The following is a 20,168-nucleotide window of genomic DNA, read 5'->3' as shown; positions in this document are numbered from 1 at the left end:
CATCAAGCAAAGCGATGGTTTCATAGCCGTATGATTATCAGAATGTGATACTCTAAGAAGTAAGGCAGATCACAAGACAACATTTGATAGAGTGGGTCACTCCCGACATTAAAGATTGCGATCGCGCCAATCACAAACCAGAGGTGCCTAAGTACGCCAGTTTCTGCGTAGCTGTGAATCAAAATTGAGGTAGTATCTCAGGAGCAGTCATTTCAATGGACTATATAGAAAAGGTACTGGAAAAGCTGAAAGAATTGGCGCGAAAGCTGATTGAAGCCCTACTCGGGCCAGAAGCAGAGCCGGAACCAGAACTTATACCGATTCCTGTAAATGAGCGTTCGCGTCGTCGTTAAGAGATAAAAAGTGCCGGATTTGACGTTGCAGCCTTTGAGTATTTTAGTGCTGCACGGGCCAAACTTAAATTTGCTAGGAAAGCGAGAACCGGGAATATACGGTTCATTGACACTGGCGGAAATTAACCACCTGCTAGCCGCAGAAGGACAAAAACTACAGGTGAGTGTTTTTCCTGTGCAGTCAAATCATGAAGGCGTTTTGGTTGATACTATTCATGAAGCCCCAGAAACATATCAGGGGATTTTAATTAACGCTGGGGCTTACACGCATACTAGTGTGGCTTTGCGAGATGCGATCGCGGGTGTTAATTTACCTACAGTAGAAGTACATTTAAGTAACATATACCGTCGGGAAGAATTTCGACATCATTCTTATATAGCACCGATAGCAATTGGGCAAATTAGTGGCTTTGGTGTCCAAAGTTACATATTAGGTTTACAAGCTTTAGTGCATCATTTGCGGAAAGATTAAAGTATGAATGACGGTTGACAGTTGACAGTTGACGGTTGACAGTTGACGGTTGACTATTGACTATTGACTATTGACTATTGACTATTGACTGTTGACTGTTGACCATTGACTATTGACCATTGACTATTGACTCTTAAAAGAAATTTTTATGCTTGGCTGAGAGATTTTTGCGTGAGAGACTAGCTTCAGAAGAATTATCTTTGATGTATGCGCTACTCTGTTGTTAGTCGATTTCGCGGGACTTTACTTGGGGCTTTAATTGGGCAAAAATTAGCATCGAGTCAGGATCGAACATCCTCCCACAGCTACGATCTAGATGAGATAGCAGTTATAGGTACTAAAAGTTTAATTAAACTAGGCAAATTAGATTTAGATGATTGGCAATATCTACAACAACCAGCATCTACTAATAATTACCCTTCTATGAAAGTGATACTGGCTACCTTACCAGTAGCACTTTTTTTTCATGAAAACCCGCAAAAATTGCGCCAAAACTTGCTGCATGTGTTACAAATCTGGGAAGATAACCCAATCATTCGCGATGGAACCTTAGCTGTAGGATATGCGATCGCGCAAATCCTCACAGAAAAGCTTCATCCCCCTAGCCTTATTCCCGAAATTATTGCCTTTATTGGGGAAACTTCAACATCTTTACCACAGCAATTAAGCAAAGTTCATACTTTGTTAGAACAAGGAGCAAGTTTACAACAGGTTCAAGCTGAGTTAAGTAAACAAGAAAAACTGACTCAAGGTATTGCTATGGCGTTTTACTGCTTTCTCAGTACCTTAGAAGACTACCGTTTAGCTGTTTTATTGGCTCATCAACAAAGTAATATTTGGCAACAAGACAATTGGCGTTTACACTTACATAATATAAGTGCAATTACTGGTGCTTTATCAGGGGCTTATAATAGCATTGCGGGTATTCCTTTAGGTTGGCAGATCTTATACTCGCAAGCTGATTTAGCAACATGGAGACTAAGCAATTTTGCTGAAATAGTGAAATTAGCTGATGCACTTGTGGCTGTTTGGTCAGGGTTGTATAATCATGCCTTGCATTCAGAGCAGTTAGGCATACAGGGAGATTTCTCAACTGAGGAAGAACTACCATTACCTTTATGGTCACCAATTTCCCAAAACATTGATGATAACCCTAATTTACAGAGTCAGCCATTATCTCCTCTCTGGGTTTTTGCCGCTCCGCGTGTCATTCGGTCGCGTTAATGCTATATATACTGAGCAATATTGTAGACGCGACACCAACATGCCATTTGCTTTCGCAATTGACAGATACAAAATTTAGTAGTTCTTTATACTACAATTTCCAAAGAAACTCTTAACCTGACTCTGTAGGTAGGTACTGTGGCTCACCAGCTACAAGCAAACCCCACCTCCGAAGTTCTGAGCGACTTGGGTTGCTCCTGCTTGGGCTTCCCTTAGGTTTGTCTTGTTTTGAGCTTATCAAAGTAAGCAACTATAGGCAGAGGGAATGAAATATCAGCGATTTTTTAACTCTTTGAACAAGCAATTAAATCTTTGGCGACAACAGTACAAGCATCGTCAAAAACAAGTGCTGCAAAACAGCCAAAACTGCTTAGACGACTGGCAAAAAACTTTGGTGAAGAATATCCAGATTTATGTATCAATACCTGGTAAAAATCGCCGAAAATCCGCAATAACACGTAAAATAATCGCCAAATCAGCGACATCTCCCAATCAATTAAATACAGTTGGGTTTAGCTGGGTACATGAAAATCGTTCGACAATGATTTTAGCGATCGCAGTTGTCTCGCTCACAGGTGTAATTGGGCATAAATTATATAATCAACCTAACTTAAAAAAAGGAAATACTGCACCAGAGACAATTAAAGCCCCATATACAGCCAAGATTGTAGATCCGGTAGAAACAGAAGCTCAACGCCAAGCGGCGCGCAAAAAATTCTGGCCTGTTTTAATGGTTGATAGCCAAATTAATGCCAAAATCGAGCAAAATTTGCAACAAATTCTAGATCGGGGTGATGAAATTCGGGCGACGGCGGGATCTTTTCCGTTCATGGAAAGTATAGATTTATCTGTTGCTAGCCAAAGTTATCTCCGCGCCTGCAATGAGTCAGAGTGGAAAAATATCTTACTCACCTTAGAAAAATCTCAAAAACAGACATTGGGATTATTACCACTCAACCAAAATAGTAGCTCTTTGACTACACCAGAACCGAGTAAGCCATTAAACTTACCAGGGAAATTATCTACCGCTACACCTAGTTCCAGCAAATTGAGATTAGCCCCATCCCCGCAACTGGAGAAAAAGCCAGTAAAAATTTCTCCTAATGCGGACTCATTTCAAGCAGTGACAGAATTAGAAATTTACCGCGTCACAAATTCCGAACAAAAATATGCTGCACTGATTGCTCAAATCTCCCAAATCAGGAAACAATACCAATTAGCTAAAGCTAAATTAGCCATGTTAGCAGTTGGTAGTTCATTAGCGATATATAAAGAACATATTTTTTTAGAGTTATCAGATCAAGATTGGGCAAAAACCAGAAAATTAATCCGCGATATTTCTCAACGCATTATCGCTCAAGGTATCCCCTATGGATTACCAGAGAATGCTTTAAAGAATACGGTGAATTTACAAGTTGACACATTAGAACCATCAGCCGCTCAACCTTTGGTTAGCAAATTGTTGTTAACTGTGCTGGAACCAAATTTGAAGAAAGATGAAGATAAAACCCGAGAACAAGCACAAAAAGCAGCTAATGCGATTAAAGACATCATGGTTGAGGTGAAACAGGATGATACGATTGTCAAGAAAGGAGATACAATCAGCCTGCGGCATATCCAAATTTTAGAACATTATCAATTAATTGAGCGCCAGACTAACTGGGCTGAGTTGATTAAATTAACAGGGATTGTTACCACAGGAATTGGTATTTTTGTCGGTATAGAGCGACGACTGGGGAGTAAATTACGCCAACGCGATCGCATTTTAGTCTTGCTGCTAACCCTGAGTATACCGGGAACGATCGCGATCGCTACTCCGAAGCTGATCGGTTTTGGGATGTCAAATACTACCTGGAGTGCAGTAGGCTTACTAATAGGCAGCTTTTATGGCCCGGCTTTAGGCGTCACAGTTGTCGGGTTAACCTTACTAGTGCTACCAGTGAGCCTGGAAATTAGTAAAATTGCCCTGGTAGCTGGTGCAGCTGGGGGAATTGTTGGTAGCTTAATGGCTAAAAAACTGCGATCGCGTGAAGAATTAGCTTTATTAAGTTTAGCGATCGCTTCCACCCAAGGCGGTATTTACTTAATTTTAAGACTGTTGTTGCACAATCAACTTTCTTGGTATTTCATCCTGCAAAGTTCCGGCTTATTTGCTTTATGGGGCTTGGGGTGGAGTATTGTAGCTTTAGGCTTGAGTCCTTATTTAGAAAAAATCTTTGATTTAGTTACCCCGATTCGATTAGCCGAATTAGCCAATCCCAATCGTCCCTTATTAAAGAAACTAGCCACAGAAGCACCGGGAACCTTTCAACATACCCTATTTGTCGCTACCTTAGCGGAAACTGCGGCTAAACACCTGAAATGCGATGTGGAACTAGTCAGAGCTGGTACGCTTTACCACGATGTCGGTAAAATGCACGACCCCCTTGGTTTTATTGAGAACCAAATGGGCGGGCCGAATAAGCATGAAACAGAAATTAAAGACCCCTGGAAGAGTGCAGAGATTATCAAAAAGCATGTCAGCGAAGGGTTAGCAATGGCGCAGCAACATCTTTTACCTACGGCAATTCAAGCATTTATCCCCGAACACCAGGGAACAATGCTGATTGCTTATTTCCATCACCAAGCCCAGCAAATGGCTAAGGAAGACCCAAGTATAAAAGTAAACGACGATGATTTTCGCTACGACGGCCCCATTCCCCAATCGCGGGAGACAGCAATTGTCATGTTAGCAGATTCTTGTGAAGCCGCATTGCGATCGCTCAAAGATGCATCTCCAGAACAAGCCTTAAATATGTTAAATAATATCTTGCGGGCAAGATGGCAAGACAATCAACTAGTAGATTCGGGACTGACAAAAGAAGAAGTTAGCCAAATTGCAGAAATATTTGTAGAAGTTTGGCAACAATTCCATCACAAACGCATCGCTTATCCTAAATTTAAGTCAGGTAAGTCATAGAAAAAGGTAGATTGGGCAATCTAGACTCTGGACTTTTGATAACCTAAGTGCAAAATAATGATGAATGACCTAATTTTCAACTTACGCCCTACCATCGAGCTAACTGATGAGCAGTTCTTGCAAATCTGTCAAAATAATCGAGATTTGCGTATTGAACGTACAGCTGAGGGAGAATTAATTATTATCCCACCAACAGGATGGGAAAGCGGAAATCGTAATTCAAAATTAACAGCCCGGTTAGAGTTTTGGGCTGATGCTGATGGTACAGGGCTAACTTTTGACTCTTCCACAGGTTTCAAACTCCCCAATGGTGCAAATCGTTCCCCTGACGCTTCTTGGGTGAGTCGGGAGCGATTAATAGCCCTGAACCCCGATCCAGCTAAATTTTTACCAATGGCTCCGGATTTTGTGGCAGAATTACGGTCAGCTACCGATAGCCTAGAGACACTGCGGCGGAAAATGCAGGAATATATTGACAACGGCGTGCGTTTAGGTTGGCTGATAGATCCGCAGAATCAATGTGTAGAAATTTACCGCCCTGGACAGGAAGTGGAGATTTTGCGAGCGCCTACCAGTTTATCAGGTGAAGATGTCTTACCTGGATTTGTGCTGTATTTAGCCAACATTTTGAGCTAGCAATCTGAATATGACAACGATGGGAACACTGGTATTACTGTTCGGCAAAGGGTGTGAGCCGCCCAAAGCGACCAGATGCATAAGCAGTCATAAACCCGTTTAGTTCTGATGGATTGCTGGCAATAAACGGGCCGCGCTGGACGCGCGATTGGCGTAGCGGCTCGCCTGCAAACAATATGAAGCGCCCACCCTCTGCTCCAGCAATGATACGTAGAGTTGTGCCTCCCGCTTTGGTACGGATGATATCGTTAGTACGTGCAATTGCTCCGTTTATATCCGCTTCGCCAGCAAGCATAATGATAAAAGCATTTTCATTTTTATCAAGAGTCTGGCTAAAGGTGCTATCAGGCGCAAGGGTGACATCGATCAATCGCACTGGTGTTGGGACAGTTAATGGCGATGTCAGTCCGTTGGACGCACCCAAGACAGCGCGAATCGTTGTACCATCTTTGCTCAGTGTTGGCACATTCTCTGCTGTAATATGCCGCGCATCTGGTGTCATCAGGCGGTCTTTTTGAGGGAGATCGATCCAGATTTGAAACCCCCGTGCGATCGCGCCCAAGCTTTCAGGCTGTTCTTCATGCAACACCCCAGATCCCGCAGTTGTCCAATGCAGCGATCCTGGTGCGATCCGATTGCGATGGCCAATCGAGTCCTGATTAATAAAACCAATCGCACTTTCCGGTAGGATATAGGTTGCTACCGAAAAACCTGCATGTGGATGTGGCGGAAAGGTAGGGCCGGTCATATCGTAGAGCGAGACGATGATGAAAGGGTCAATATCCTTACCAAGCTGGACTTCGCTAACATCGTGGGTAATCAAACCCGCTCCCAGGCGATTGGTATGAGCCTGGGTAATGCTGTGAATGCTGCGATCGCTCATGATGGTTTCTCCATCGAGAATAATAAATGCTAGACCAAATGTAGCAAAATTGACAAGCAACCTGCCAAAAAGTACAAATCTTTTCCCTAAAGCATCTTACTTGGATTTATGTTGGATTTAGCCAACATTTGAGCAACGTTAAATATAGGAATCCGATTTGGTGAAAAATATCCGTATTCGTAGGGTGGGCATAGCCCTAACTACAAATGGTTATTTAATTTTGGCACCTGCATAAGTCCTGTATTTCTCAAGGCTAGAATTTTTTGATATTTAGCCTATTTGCAAATGCTGACTCAGTTACAAAATTAGCGTATATAATTATTGATTAAAGAATAAAAACACAGTTTGACCTAAACCGACAATCACGCCTAAAACACCACCTAAAGTCACAATTGCTTGTAATTCATTTTTGACAATTCCTTCAATTGCTGCTTCTAAATCAGCAGGAGAAGTTGATTTGACTCTATCTACAATTACCTGATCTATAGACAAAATCGGAATTATCTGAGAAACAATTGCTTCTAAATCTTTCTCTAAATATCGCTCTAAAACTAAAGCTAATTCTTGACTGACAACTTCTAAAGAACTGCTAACTACAGGCGAAGTACTCAGACGATTGAGTAACACAGAAGCAATATTTTCCCAGTCCACCGAATCAGATAATCCTTGTAACAAATCGCTACCACTTGTTTGCAGATAATGGCGGACGCTTTCTCTGGTGGTTTTGCGCAGTTGTCTGACTGTACCTACAGGTAAATTTTGCAATGATAAATTTTGCAATAATTTTTTGATGCGATCGCGCATTCGCAATTCTTTAATTAATTCCTCTAAGCGCTCATTGGTTGCTTCTTTTTCATCCAAGCAAAAAGCTCTCAATCTAGCCAGAGTATTGCGTAAACCGAATAAATTCGCCACTACCCAATAAGTACCGCTAGTCTTTTCGCGAAAGCTTTCATCAATAGTTTGAATTGTGCGATCGGTTAAAAAGTCAATGATAGTTTGTCTGAGGACATCTGGCGGTAAAACTACTTCTAATAGCCAATCCGCCAACCTTGTAGACTGTTCTTCACTCAGTTGAAATTCTAACAGTACTTGGTCAAAAATTTGATTTAGCTGTACTTCTAAAAAGTCTTCCCGCCTTGCTAAAACCTTGAGGAGTCGTGGTAAAGATTCTCCCAATAAATCACGGAGAATATTACCAACAATTTTGGCGCTTTTGTAATTTTTTTCCTCAGAATTAACTTGGTCGAGAGCTAGTTTTAACAACCATAAAATTGCCCCTTGTACCCGTTCTGTTTGCAACAGACGGCGTGCCAGATTTTGCAATTCTACTGGGGTTAAAAGTGACCCCATGATGGTATTAGAAATTTTCAGCGCCAAACGTTCCTGATTGCGGGGAATCAAACCAGGGGTAAAGGGCACTCTTTGCTTACCGATATAAAATGCTCGGTAAGGACGAAATAGCATTTTGATGGCTATATCATTTGTGAAATAGCCAATAATACCACCTACCACCGGGGGTGATAGATAAAGCAATAGATGAGACCAATCCACAGAGTTTTGGAATTACCAATTTTGGATTTTATTTACTGACTACCAGCACTCCCATCATACCGTTCGCGATGGGGTAGTGTGTGGCGGAAGCAAAACCAACTTCATAAGCTAATTCTACCTGCTCTTTGCCCATCGGGAAGCGGTCTAAGCTGGGGCTGATGTAGGCATATTCTTCTTTGACGCCCAACTGGGTTGCAATTGGTACCACAACATTATCTAAATACCACTGTTGAAACGATCGCAATTGCTGATTTTCTGGGCGATGGAAATCTAAAATCGCAGCTTTCGCACTCGGTTTGAGAACTCGGTACAATTCTTGGAGACTGCGGGGAATATCCTTAACATTTCTTAAACCATACCCCATTGTCGCCCCATTAAATTGGTTGCTGTCAAAGGGTAAATCCAGAACATCGGCTTCAACCCAAGTAATCGTTGATTGATAAGGATAGTTTCCCTGGGAACGTTCTTGAGCCATTTTCAGGAGGTTAGCGGAGAAATCTACGCCATATACATGTCCTGTCGCGCCTACACGCCTAGCTAAACCTAAGGTAATATCCCCACTCCCACAGCACAAATCGAGGAAAGTATCGCCAGGCTGAGGGTGACTCCATTTGATTGCCATTTCTTTCCAAATTCGGTGCTGTCCCAAACTCAACCAATCATTCAACTGGTCGTAAACAGGAGCAATACGATCAAAAATAGCGCGAATTTCGTGAGTCATGAGTCAAAAATCAACAATCAACAGGAGCCAGTGCGTTTATCCGGTTTTCCGACTGGCAAACGCCCACAGACGCATGAAGCGCCGCCTTCCGTAGCGTAGCATTTACCGTTCCCCTGTCATACCAATTTAAATAATCTTGGCGGCACATCAAGATATTCTAGAGGGCATGGCAATGCCATGCCCCTACTATCCGTCGCATTCTTTTTTCAAATTGGTCTAAGCGTAACTCGCCCCTACTAATTTTTGATTAAGCGCAGTGATTGCTAGTAAGAGCGATCGCAACTAATTGGCCTGATAAATGAATTAGCTTGAGTTCATCATCGCGCAAAGTATGTGGTTGTTTCCACTGGAGAGACAACAAGCCCATCACTTTGTTACGGTAACTAATGGGTATAACTAAGTGTGCTTGAATACCAGATTTTTGGTAATGGTCTACACCAGATAATTTCGGATCTTTCAGTACATTTAAGCATAATTGTACTTTTCCTGTAGCGATCGCCTCGCTCACCAGAGAATCTACGGCTAACCAGTTTTCTACAGTACTACCGTTACCGTAATCTCCCTGAATCGCACTGAGATTATTACCCTCCACTAGTTGCAGAATACAAGCATCAGCGCCAAAACTTTTACTAAAAGCTGTAGCAATTGGTTTGAGAGTTTCTTCTAAACTATTAGCTGCTTGGGTTACCTCTACCAACACCGTCAGCAGCGCCATTTGGGCATTAGCACAGCGTAGCTCTTCTGTACGTTGCTTGAGTAAATCGTAGGTTTCCGCCGCCCTTTGGACTACAGCCTTGAGTTCTCCAGGGTCCCAAGGTTTAGTAATATACTTGTAAACTTGCCCAGCGTTAATTGCTTCGACCAAATCTTCAATATCTGTAAAGCCAGTCAAGATGATTCTGACTGTATCGGGAAACTGAGGTACTGTCTTGCTGAGAAATTCCGTACCTTTCATTTCCGGCATTCGTTGATCGGAGATGATCACCGCTACTTCGCCTTCAGCAGCCAACATTTGCAAGGCATTCATACCGCTATCCGCTTTCAGAACTTGAAAATCGCGGCGAAAGGTACGATAGAGCAAATCTAGATTATCTGGTTCATCATCAACCACCAGAATTTTCAGTTTTTTCGGTCTTTCTAAAGTTCTTAATTGACGACGTTCTGTATTAAATTCCAGACCTGCATTATCCATAAATACCTTAAATGCCTTTAAATATTTACTATCTTGTTATATTCCATACCAAGTTTATTCGATAAATAAATAACCAGCCTTGCGCAAATTTGCGGATGTAGATTAATAATGGGGAACAGGGCATTGGGCATTGGGCATTGGGCATTGGGCATTGGGCATTGGGCAACCGTCAGTAGGGGCGGGTTGATTGAGAATTATCGTTGATCGGTGAGGATATTTGTGAACCCGCCCGTACAACAGTCAACAGTCAACAGTCAACCGTCAACAGTCAACAGTCAACAGTCAACCGTCATCGGGGTTTACTGGCTGTTTTCCGATAAAATAAAACTTGCCTATTAGGTATTAATTTTTGACGTATGACTGACCTACCACCCAACCTCCAAAATTCTGACAACGCTGATTCAGATATCGCCCAAGAGTTGCTGCGGAAGTTACGGCAAAAGCAAGGTAACTGGGTGGAATGGGGTCAAGCGATCGCTCATTTACAAAAAACTGGTTATAATCCTCAAGATATTTTTGAAGCTACTGGATTTGAGCCGATTCAACAAAATCAGGTGGTTGTTGGTTCTCAAGTTTACAGTTCTTTAGAAACAGGTGGCGCGTCAGAGGCGACGCGATCGCATTACGCTACACGCGGCAGTGATATTTTATATGAGTTACGCTTGCTCACCCACGAAGAACGAGCGGCGGCGGCGGATTTGACTTTTCAGCACAAACTAGACATGGATGAGGCGCGAGAAATCGCCAAAGCGATTAAAGAGTATTCCCGGTTCCGGACTTTGCCGGAAGGATTTTCTGACCATCCGGGAGATGCTGTAGCATATCATGCATGGAAACTCGCCAAGCAAAACTCAGATTTACAAGAGCGATCGCGCTTAATTGCTAAAGGGTTACGCTTCGCCCATACGCAAACAGCCAGGAAACAAATAGAACAATTACTGACAGATTTTTCAGTCGCGCCAAAACGCCCAGCACCACTCTTACCCTTTTACCGCCTGGAATCGGAAGACGAATTACCCCGGATTGTTCCCGTAGCTGGGGAGTTACCATTAACACCAGATGCTTTAAAAGCTGTGCCTTTCGTCAGCGAAATTGAACCATTCCGTATGGTTAAATTTACAGGGGAGCAAGCTTGGGTACCATTACCAGGTTGGCAAGTGCTTTTAAGTGCAGAAGATCCAGTAGTAATTGTCGCGAATAGCGATCGCCTACCCAACCAAACCCAACAGACTAAATTAGAAAAATTTTTGGTAATTGTAGATCGCGCCCAACGTCAATGGGATGCTTCTAGCTACTTTATTGTCGATAACTCTGGCGAACTTGATATTCAATGGTTTGACACTGCTGCTGAAATCCCCTTACTAGGCAAAGTAATTATCATCTTGCGTCCTAAGAAAATCCTGGATGAAGAATTTACCAAAGATTCTTGGCAAATTGACGAATAAAGAATTAATTTACCGGAATAATGCTTTAATTTGCTAGTTTCACTATATCTCTATAACTGTATTGAGTCATAGAGATAGCAACAGTTACCCCCGATTTTATTAGTGGGGTAATTTTTTGCGGCGCATCAATTAAAGTGCAGTTTAGGTATTACAGCAAGATATTAAGATATTAAAATATCAAAATAATGATAAAAATTATATTTTTGGCATTAAAATCGCGTAATTAACAGAAATTATGACAATGAAGTTCTTAATTGGGTAAATCCAACAGATTTAATTTTCCTGATGATCTATTCGCATAATTGACAACGGACTTGGTATAGATGAAAAAGTAAAATCTCGCCTGTTCGATCCATTTTTTACCACCAAAGTTGTTGGTAAAGGTACCGGGTTAGGACTTTCTATTAGCTATCAGATTGTCACAGATAAACATCATGGCAAAATCTACTGTCAATCTGAAGTTGGTACGGGTACGGAATTTGTCGTTGAATTACCAATTCATCAAGAGACAGCTAAAAAAGCGCTAGTGAAAGCTAAAGCAGCAGAATAGTAATTCATCACGGATAGATTTAATGGCGATCGCTCTTTTTTGGTTGTGGATGAAAGCGCGATCGCTGTCGAACTCACGTTAAAATTAAATCAATCTTGCTTTTGCTCGCAGCAGATATTAATTATGAAATGGGAAGAAGTTTGTGTCAATAAAAATTTACAGGATTTACCCTTCAAAATCGAATTAAATAAATGGGGTCAAATTGTTATGAGTCCCGTAAAAATCAAACATTCTTTTTACCAAGGGAGAATCCAACGTTTATTAGAATCTTTAGTAGATACAGGAGAAGTGATGCCAGAATGTGCTATAGACACATCAGATGGGGTGAAAGTTGCTGACGTTGTTTGGTGTTCTGAGGAACGATTTACTCAAATTGAAGATGAAGTGTCAGCCTCAATTGCACCAGAAATTTGTATAGAAGTTAAATCAAGTGGTAACAGTTTGGAAGAAATGGAATTTAAACAAAAATTATATTTAGAAGCTAAAGCTATAGAAGTATGGATATGTAATGAACAAGGTGAAATGAAATTCTATAATGAACAAGGTGAATTAGAACAATCTTTATTAGTCCCAACGTTTCCTAAGCAAATTAAACGCTAATTAATTCAAAAGTCATCATCATGGGTAAAAATTACCTTGATAAGAAGAAATTATATTCTCATTACTTAATGATTTGCGATCGCACAGTAACTACATCAGCTTTTATACCTCTAGATCGAATATCGTCAAAAGTCCAAGTCAGCCTTTGACTTTGGACTTTGGACTTTGGACTTTTGACAACCTAAATGCGTAACAGCCGATTTATACCATATTATCACTAAGGATAGGTGTAACCATTAATCTGAACGCCACCATAAGGCCCTGGTGTTGGGCGAGGTAGAGAAATTCGCGACTGGGGTAATTGAGTAGGTTGTTGTACGCCATAGTTACCATACATTATGGGATTTGCAGTATTGACAACACCTGGTATAGAACTTGGCGGAGAATAGGGCGAAATATTGTTGCTTGCAGCAGAGGTAACAGCTGGTGTTACTGCTGTAGTTGTTGGCGTTCCATTGATTAATCGCTGACTATTATTAAAGTTGGCATAAGAATTTTGGCTGAGGTTGGTTGCAGTTGGTTGATTATAAATTGTTCCCGGATTTAAGTTATTGTTATTGGGTAAAGTTTGAATAGGTAAGCTATTAGGTGATGGTAACTGGGCTTCGTTATTTACTGCATTGTATGCCGCATTACCCATAATATTTGTCTGGTTAGTTGAATTTTGATTTGTTAATTTTACACCAGCTTCTAAATTACTCCCCATAATATTTACAGTTTGAGAAACTGGAAAATTAGAATTATTTTGATACTGTGATTTATTAATAGCATCTGCTAATGGGCTGATATTTACAGAATCGCGATTAATTTTAGCTTGGTTTGCTAATGCTAATCCTGAGCTATTAGCTGATGTATTTGTGTCAATTTCTTTTGCAGAATTAGTGAAAGATTTAGCGCCTGATAATGGACTATGACTATAACCAGAGCGCAATAAATTATCTGCTTGGACAACAAAGGGGTTATTTTCTGTCAAAGTTGATTTGGTATCAAAAATTTCCCTGTTAGCATCAGATTGAGAAACATTGCTAACAGCAGGTTTTTTACCAATAACATCATCAAATAAGTTTTGGTTGTTTTGATTGTTGCGATTCTCTTCCGGGAGAATTAATGGTGCTACTACAGTGACTCGTCCTAAGTCTTGAGTCAAGGCGGGAAAATTATCAACATCAGCGATCGCAGCTCTATCTTCAGTTGAAAGTGAAGATTCACCTACCTTGGAGACATCAACAGCAGGATTTGGCTTTTGTGTCAATATCTCTGGATCGGAGAGATATTCCCAACCAACCAACCCAAATACAGATAACAAAATTGCTGTTACCCAAAAACTCGGCCTTCCTAAATTCAAGAGTCTGGCTTTCAGGTAACGTAAGTATGCAGGGGGATAATGTTGATTTGACATAAGTTTAGCTATGGAGAATTTACTGAGAGGCGGTAATAATTTAGGTAATTTCCGATAATAGATATTGCTTAAGCGTGAATTGTGAGAAAAGATAGCAAATAAATTTTCTGTTTGATTTCATCCTAACTGCTCAATCTTCATGAGTCATGGGCGATAAATAATTATTTGTAAAAAATTTACTTTTCCCGATTTAGTTTATTCAATAAGGTTTTCCTGATGGAATGAGATAGCTGTTTATCCGCGATGGTTACTTTAGATATGATCAGAAATTAAAACCTGGTCTAAGTTTATGGTTGTAGCTATTTTCTAGTTACTCAAATGTGCGTTGCTCTGTTCGATATGACGATAAAGGCATTGCCAGCCTTGTTCTCGCATTGCATAGTACTATTTACCAGGAGACTCCGGCAATGATGAAAGCTGAAGATATCATGACCAAAAATGTAGTCACCATCCGTGGTTCAGCAACAGTTGCTGAAGCGGTGGGACTAATGAAGGAGAAAGGATTGCGTGCTTTGGTTGTGGATCGTCGTCACGAGCATGATGCCTATGGCATAGTCACAGAAACAGATATTGTCTATAAAGTAACAGCTTACGGTAAAGACCCCAAGCAAATACGGATTTACGAAATCATGAGCAAGCCTTGCATTGTCGTTAATCCTGAGTTGGGTGTGGAATATGTAGCGCGGTTATTTGCTAATACTGGTATTCGTAGGGCACCTGTGATTAAAGGTAAGCTGTTAGGGATTGTTTCTATTACCGATATTTTGACAAAAAGTGACTTTGTTGAAGCTCCTACAAGCCTAGTGCTAGAAGAAAGAATTCAAAAAGCGATCGCATCAGCTCGTGCTATTTGTACCAAACAAGGAGCCTATTCCAAAGCCTGCGCCTCCGCTTGGGATGAAGTAGAAGAACTCCAAGCAGAAGCAGCCCATCAAAAAGCCGAAAGTATGGAATCAGCCAAGCTTTCCTTTCAAAAATACTGTAAAGACAACCCAGCAGCCCCGGAATGTCGGCAATATAGTTAGGAGCTAGAGGCTAGGGAGCATATTGATTGTAGAGACGCGATTAATCGCGTCTCTGCCCAATGCCCAATGCCCAATGCCCAATGCCCAATGCCCAATGCCCAATGCCCAATGCCCAATTTACCTCTGCGCAACTCGGAATAATAAAAATAGCCCTGTACCCAAACCGAGAAAGTTGGGTAGCCAAGCGCCCATAAAGGGTGAGAGAATATTGGCTTGGGCTAAGGCTCCAGTGATAAAGCTGAGGAAGTAGTAAGAGAAAATGACAATGACGCTGATACCAAAGCTGGTACCGCGTCCAGTACGCTGGGGTATGGTTCCCATTGCTGCGCCAACTAAGCCAAAAACTACACAGACAAAGGGTAAGGCGATTTTTTGTTGAATTCGGACTTCGAGTTTACGGATTTTTTGGCGATCGCCTCCTAGTCGTTCTACAGCTAGTTGTTCTATGGCTTCGGAAATGTTCATCTCGCCGTAGTCGCGGCTTTTTTCTGCCAAACTGAGTGCTGTACGGGGAAGGCGTAGTTGTTGGTGTTCAAATCGCAGAATATTGCGATAAGAGCGATCGGGAGCAACTAAATAGATAGTACCGTTATAAAAATCCCAAACGTTTTGTGATGCGTTCCATTGCCCTGATTCTGCTACAACAATTTGATTGAGGTTTTGTTCAGAGCGATCGATAATTGTCAAACCTGTCATACGCTTACCATCAAATTGGTCAGCGTAAAACAGGCGTGTCAATATTCTATTGGTCGTTCCATCTTTTGCTTTAATATCTCGATATTCTGGGTAGAAAATATTTTGTTGTTTTAAAATTGGCTTGTCTGACTTTAAGGCGTTGTTTAAAGTTGTATTTGCTTGATAACTTGCTGCTGGTGCTATGTGTTCGTTGAATACAAATGTTAACCCGGTAACGACTAAACTTAACATCACAGCAGTCATTACCATGCGATAAACACTTACCCCACAACCTCTAAGGGCGATCAGTTCACTTTCGCTAGAAAGACGACTGTAAGTCATCAAGGTAGCTAATAAAGTGGACATGGGAAAGGCTAAAACAATGAAAGTTGGAAGTTTTAAAACAAAAACTTGCAATGCAATATCTATGGGTAGCCCAGATTCTACGATTTTTCTGACTAAATCAAATACAGCATCAATTGTTACCCCAATTGATGAAAAAGCTCCCACCCCAAATAAAAACGGTGGTAGCAATTCGCTGGTGAGATAGCGATCCATGATCGTAAAAGGCATCAGCGAATTGATGGTGTAAAAAGATGTGAGCTTTTTTGAAATCATACGCCAGTTTATACATTAAATATTTAGAACCCAGACACAGCCAAAGATTTATATTAAATACAAGGCGTGAAACCAAAATCCCAGGCGCTGAAAAAAAATTAACCTTCTGGATTAAACGTAAGCATAAAAACTCAACAATTTCCAGGAATATGCCTAATTAATTAATTTTTAATTCATTTAATTAATACAGTTTCAAACTTGGAAATTATCGCCTAAATAATATTGGCGCACGAGTGGGTTATTATAAAGTTCGTTGGCATTACCAAAAGCAAGAATTTGCCCTTCACGCATGATATAAGCGCGATCGGTAATTGCCAAAGTTTCACGCACATTGTGATCTGTTATTAAGATACCCATACCGCGATCGCGAAGTCGCGCTACAATTTGTTGAATTTCCGAAACTGCGATCGGATCGACGCCAGCAAATGGTTCATCCAACAGCAAAAATTTTGGCCCTTCCCTACCAGAGGCTAAAGCTCTAGCTAATTCTGTACGGCGACGTTCGCCACCAGACAGTTGAACTCCTTTACTGTTAGCTACCTTTTCCAAACGAAACTCCCGCAGTAAATTGTTGATTCGCCCTGACCATTCCCAATGTGGTACATTGGTTTGCTCTAGTACTAACAATATGTTATCGCGGACTGAAAGCTGGCGAAATACGCTTGCTTCCTGCGCCAGATAGCCAATGCCTAACCTAGCTCGCTTATGCATTGGCATTGCCGTAATATCGACATTATCTAGCCATACTTTGCCCTGATTCGGTTTTTCTAAACCTGTGGCAATATAAAAAGTTGTCGTTTTACCTGCGCCATTCGGCCCTAATAAACCAACAACTTCTCCTTGAGCTACAGAAAGGTTAACGCGATTGACAATCTGTCGTTTACCGTAAGATTTGTGGATATTCTCCAAAATAATTTTCACATTTAGATGCCCTTTGTCTGTAAATCCTAATTAGAACGTTTGAGATCTGGTGTTTTGGGAGCAGGTCTAGCAGATTGTCCCCCTACTTCCGAGTCCTGTACCATATAAATAGACTCGACTTGACGGTTAGATTGAGGCAAAGCCACAAATCGTCCTTCATCAATCAGATAAGTTACTCTCTCCGCCCGAATACTATTGCCACCCTGTTGTAAAATATAGACATTACCACTGAAATCAATCCGGCGTTCCTTGCTGAAATATTGCGCTTGTGTGGCTGTGGCTTGAATTTGTCGCGCCGGATATAACATTTGCACATTCCCGCGAGCAGTTACCACTTGGCTTTTGGCATCATATTCTTGAACATCAGAACGAATTGTTAAAGGGCGATTTCCCTCAGCCGTTTGTGCAGTCACGGTTTGCATTTGGGGAGGAATCACCATTGCACCCAAAAGTGTAGCGGGTAAAACTAAGCTTAAAGCCAAGCGACGGATTGGTGCTCTAGGTAATTGATAGAAGGGCAGCATAACAATTTACAATTTAGAATTTCAACTTGTATTTATAATTATCTCAACAACTTCATCCAAAGGGAAAAAATCCCATCGGGACTAATTTCAGATAAATACTCAGTTGATAGACGCTGACTCTGACTTTAAGGTTTCGCGTAAGTTCGGATTGGGGACTAGCCGGAAAATGGGCATTGGGCATTGGGCATTGGGCATTGGTAAGATAGATTTTTATATTTGGTTGTGGATATTTTCCAATGAGGGGCTAACTTGAAAATCAGAGCTAGGAGCTAGGGCATGTTTGCAAACCCCTCAAGCTTTCAGGCTTGAGGCTGAGGCTATATTCACAAATTATATAAGCTCAAAAGCCTCACCTCTCGTGGTCTGTGCAGAGGGACTTGGTAGAGTTAGCTGCATTCTTTTAGGGTGACGGCGACTTTGAAAACACGCCCATGCCCCATGCCCCATGCCCCATGCCCTAATCCCTAGTCCCTGTCACCATGACTTGCGATCGCTCGTCGCGCCATAATTGATATAACCGATTTGCTGGCATGGTCAAATATAATATATCTCCTGGACTCAGTTGAGTATCTAATAATTCCCAACCATGCAGGGTTTTGTGTGTGGTTTCCACATACAAGGGGACAAAGTCTGCTGACATAGCAACATCTTTGACGATTTCGCCGCAAAAAGGATGTACTTGGGTAATCATGGTTGCAAAGGCTACCCAAAGACTATCTGCGGTGATGCCATTACCCAGGATGCGTCCGCCTAGGGCGGCGGCGGCGAAAGCTGGGGCGGCTAATTCTGCGGGGCTGAGTACGGCGTCGAAATCAAATACTTGTTGTGCCATACCTGCAAAATCAGGATCGGCATAATGGACAATTACGGGAATGCTAGGCGATAATCCCTTGGCTTTCAGGGCAATTTCTAAGTTAATCGCATCGTTACTAGTCACAGCTAGTACTGCGGCAGCATTATTAATATTACTCGCTTCGAGAATGGCGCGGAAACTCGCGTCACCTTGAATTACAGGTATACCCAGTCCGCGAGCAGTGTTGACAAATCTATTGTTACTATCTGTCTCAATTACTACCACCTCATGTCCGCTAGCATGGAGTTCTTGGACAATTCTCACGCCAATGCCGCTTAAACCGCAAACTATATAATGATGACGCTGGGGTATTCGGGCTGCATCCCAAAATTGTTTGAAGCGATTTCCCAGGACAAAATCGGTAAGCATGGCGTACCAGATACCAATCACCCCTGCACCAACTAGCATCATGACGACGGTGAAAAGTTTGATACTGTTGGGAGCAAATTCGATTACTTTATCATTGCCACCGGCTCCGGTAATCATACCAACAGCAAAGTATAAAGCATCAACAAAGGAGATATTTAAACTAGCAGAAACATAGGTAAGTGAGGCGAGTAAAATAACTACTAATAGCACCGCCGCCATCACTAATACTGATTGGGCGTGTTTTTGAAATTGCTTCAAGCTAGTACAAACTTTTAGCAATTTTCTTACCCATGATTTGCGAGTAGAACGCACGCGGGGTTGGATACCAACAATAATGCGATCGCCTACTTTTAATTTTTGTTCTGACAGTAAGGCAGATACCAAATTCATTTTACCTTTAACAGGTAAATAATAAATCAGCATCCGCGATCGCTCTTCCCATAATTCGCTGAGTTTATGTCCCAGCCAAGGATGGTTTTCATCTATATATTCTTCTTGAATCGGCCAAGTTTGTTGAAATAACTTAATTTGACCGATTGCTTGATTACCTAATGCAGCAAAGGTAAACACAGGTGCAGCTAAACCCACTACACTCATACTCAAGTGATTTGGCAAAGTCTGATCCAGACGTTCCGCCAAACTTGTATTATAAAAGCGATTAATAATGCGAATGTGCGGATTTAACACCCGCGCTTGCAACATAATTGCTAAATTCCGCGCATCATCGGAACTCGCAATCACTAATGTATGTGCTTGCTCAATTCCTGCTGCTGTCAGGGTAGCAGCTGTATGTAAATCGCCAATAATTACATCTGGAGCGGATTCACCAGGGATTGGTTTGTGATGAATCCCCACAACAAATGCACCTTGCTGTCTTAACAGTCGAAAGACTTTATATCCTGTACGTCCTAAGCCACAAACAATAATACGAGGTTTCATGAAATCGCAGCATTATGGAATAAGGGGCTGCATTCGGAAATATTAATTAATATTGTTGCCTATTTCTTTGCCTGAGAACTGTAACTGACAACACGGTAATCAATTCAAAAGTCAAAAGTCAAAAGTTAAAAGTCAAAATTAATGATGTTGTCCATAAAACTAGTACAGGTAGGCGGAAATGAGCATACCATTGTAGTGCGAGCATCTTGCTCGCGTTTGTCAGCGAGCAAGATGCTCGCACTACTCTAGATTATCA

At 41.5% G+C, this 20,168-nt stretch carries 19 protein-coding genes and 1 pseudogene; 9 read left to right on the top strand and 11 right to left on the bottom strand.

The genetic code is table 11. From position 1 onward, the window contains the following. The first annotated feature begins 215 nt into the window (after window positions 1-215). The 5 genes from AACW45_RS24680 (at window position 216) to AACW45_RS24660 (ending at window position 5,644) form a co-directional block, all read left to right on the top strand. Complete coding sequence (locus AACW45_RS24680; RefSeq protein WP_015140586.1) at window positions 216-353, top strand: hypothetical protein; 138 nt, start codon at window positions 216-218, stop codon at window positions 351-353. A gap of 10 nt (window positions 354-363) precedes the next feature. Further along, a complete protein-coding gene (gene aroQ, locus AACW45_RS24675; protein WP_190635295.1) occupies window positions 364-825 on the top strand; it encodes a type II 3-dehydroquinate dehydratase in 462 nt (153 codons plus the stop codon). Window positions 826-1,032: 207 nt separating this feature from the next. Then, the gene (locus tag AACW45_RS24670; RefSeq protein WP_190635293.1) at window positions 1,033-2,049 is read left to right on the top strand and encodes an ADP-ribosylglycohydrolase family protein; all 1,017 of its coding nucleotides are present in this window, start codon (window positions 1,033-1,035) and stop codon (window positions 2,047-2,049) included. Window positions 2,050-2,314: 265 nt separating this feature from the next. Then, window positions 2,315-5,008 carry an HD family phosphohydrolase gene (locus AACW45_RS24665; protein ID WP_190635290.1) on the top strand — a complete coding sequence of 898 codons (2,694 nt, stop codon included), beginning with the start codon at window positions 2,315-2,317 and terminating at the stop codon, window positions 5,006-5,008. Window positions 5,009-5,068: 60 nt separating this feature from the next. After that, window positions 5,069-5,644, top strand: a complete 576-nt coding sequence (locus AACW45_RS24660; protein WP_190635382.1) for a Uma2 family endonuclease — start codon at window positions 5,069-5,071, stop codon at window positions 5,642-5,644. 34 nt (window positions 5,645-5,678) lie between these two features. On the opposite strand, the gene AACW45_RS24655 is transcribed toward AACW45_RS24660, so the two are convergent. The 4 genes from AACW45_RS24655 to AACW45_RS24640 all read right to left on the bottom strand — a co-directional run bounded on the left by AACW45_RS24655 (window position 5,679) and on the right by AACW45_RS24640 (window position 9,994). After that, entirely contained in the window at window positions 5,679-6,587 is a 909-nt protein-coding gene (locus AACW45_RS24655) for a pirin family protein (protein WP_190635288.1), read from the bottom strand. Between the two features lie 258 nt (window positions 6,588-6,845). Continuing rightward, complete coding sequence (locus AACW45_RS24650; RefSeq protein WP_190635285.1) at window positions 6,846-8,081, bottom strand: DUF445 family protein; 1,236 nt, start codon at window positions 8,079-8,081, stop codon at window positions 6,846-6,848. A gap of 28 nt (window positions 8,082-8,109) precedes the next feature. Continuing rightward, entirely contained in the window at window positions 8,110-8,802 is a 693-nt protein-coding gene (gene ubiE, locus AACW45_RS24645) for a bifunctional demethylmenaquinone methyltransferase/2-methoxy-6-polyprenyl-1,4-benzoquinol methylase UbiE (RefSeq protein ID WP_190635283.1), read from the bottom strand. Window positions 8,803-9,049: 247 nt separating this feature from the next. Then, on the bottom strand, window positions 9,050-9,994 hold the full coding sequence (locus tag AACW45_RS24640) for a response regulator (RefSeq protein WP_190635281.1): 945 nt from the start codon (window positions 9,992-9,994) through the stop codon (window positions 9,050-9,052). Between the two features lie 356 nt (window positions 9,995-10,350). On the opposite strand from AACW45_RS24640, the gene AACW45_RS24635 reads away from it, so the two are divergent. Further along, complete coding sequence (locus AACW45_RS24635; protein WP_190635278.1) at window positions 10,351-11,439, top strand: RuBisCO accumulation factor 1; 1,089 nt, start codon at window positions 10,351-10,353, stop codon at window positions 11,437-11,439. 292 nt (window positions 11,440-11,731) lie between these two features. Then, window positions 11,732-11,989 (top strand): annotated as a pseudogene (locus AACW45_RS24630) (sensor histidine kinase); the annotation flags it as partial. Here AACW45_RS24630 and AACW45_RS24625 read toward each other — a convergent pair. Further along, complete coding sequence (locus AACW45_RS24625) at window positions 11,941-12,066, bottom strand: hypothetical protein (protein WP_277880429.1); 126 nt, start codon at window positions 12,064-12,066, stop codon at window positions 11,941-11,943. The pseudogene AACW45_RS24630 and the gene AACW45_RS24625 sit on opposite strands and share 49 nt — an antisense overlap. Before the next feature lie 46 nt (window positions 12,067-12,112). Here AACW45_RS24625 and AACW45_RS24620 point away from each other — a divergent pair, with 46 nt between their 5' ends. Further along, a complete protein-coding gene (locus AACW45_RS24620) occupies window positions 12,113-12,589 on the top strand; it encodes a Uma2 family endonuclease (protein ID WP_096642507.1) in 477 nt (158 codons plus the stop codon). 217 nt (window positions 12,590-12,806) lie between these two features. On the opposite strand, the gene AACW45_RS24615 is transcribed toward AACW45_RS24620, so the two are convergent. Continuing rightward, window positions 12,807-13,988 (bottom strand): hypothetical protein, encoded by a 1,182-nt coding sequence (locus tag AACW45_RS24615; RefSeq protein WP_190635276.1) that lies wholly within the window; start codon window positions 13,986-13,988, stop codon window positions 12,807-12,809. Between the two features lie 407 nt (window positions 13,989-14,395). Between AACW45_RS24615 and AACW45_RS24610 the strand changes: the two genes are divergently transcribed. Continuing rightward, a complete protein-coding gene (locus AACW45_RS24610; RefSeq protein WP_190635274.1) occupies window positions 14,396-15,013 on the top strand; it encodes a CP12 domain-containing protein in 618 nt (205 codons plus the stop codon). Window positions 15,014-15,130: 117 nt separating this feature from the next. Here AACW45_RS24610 and AACW45_RS24605 read toward each other — a convergent pair whose 3' ends face one another. The 5 genes from AACW45_RS24605 to AACW45_RS24585 form a co-directional block, all read right to left on the bottom strand. Further along, window positions 15,131-16,246: an LptF/LptG family permease gene (locus AACW45_RS24605; protein WP_190635379.1), complete on the bottom strand. Its 1,116-nt coding sequence runs from the start codon at window positions 16,244-16,246 to the stop codon at window positions 15,131-15,133. Window positions 16,247-16,498: 252 nt separating this feature from the next. Continuing rightward, window positions 16,499-17,227 carry an LPS export ABC transporter ATP-binding protein gene (gene lptB / locus AACW45_RS24600; protein ID WP_190635271.1) on the bottom strand — a complete coding sequence of 243 codons (729 nt, stop codon included), beginning with the start codon at window positions 17,225-17,227 and terminating at the stop codon, window positions 16,499-16,501. Window positions 17,228-17,253: 26 nt separating this feature from the next. Continuing rightward, window positions 17,254-17,751, bottom strand: a complete 498-nt coding sequence (locus AACW45_RS24595; RefSeq protein WP_190635268.1) for an LptA/OstA family protein — start codon at window positions 17,749-17,751, stop codon at window positions 17,254-17,256. A 52-nt stretch (window positions 17,752-17,803) separates the two neighbouring features. Next, complete coding sequence (locus AACW45_RS24590) at window positions 17,804-17,932, bottom strand: hypothetical protein (protein WP_277880428.1); 129 nt, start codon at window positions 17,930-17,932, stop codon at window positions 17,804-17,806. Window positions 17,933-18,208: 276 nt separating this feature from the next. After that, on the bottom strand, window positions 18,209-19,912 hold the full coding sequence (locus tag AACW45_RS24585; RefSeq protein WP_190635266.1) for a potassium channel family protein: 1,704 nt from the start codon (window positions 19,910-19,912) through the stop codon (window positions 18,209-18,211). Between the last annotated feature and the right edge of the window lie 256 nt (window positions 19,913-20,168).

This window comes from Calothrix sp. FACHB-168 (assembly GCF_963889195.1).
Lineage (GTDB): Bacteria > Cyanobacteriota > Cyanobacteriia > Cyanobacteriales > Nostocaceae > Aulosira > Aulosira anomala_A.
Note: the sequence above shows the minus strand (reverse complement) of the source record. Positions and strands in the feature narration are given on the sequence as shown.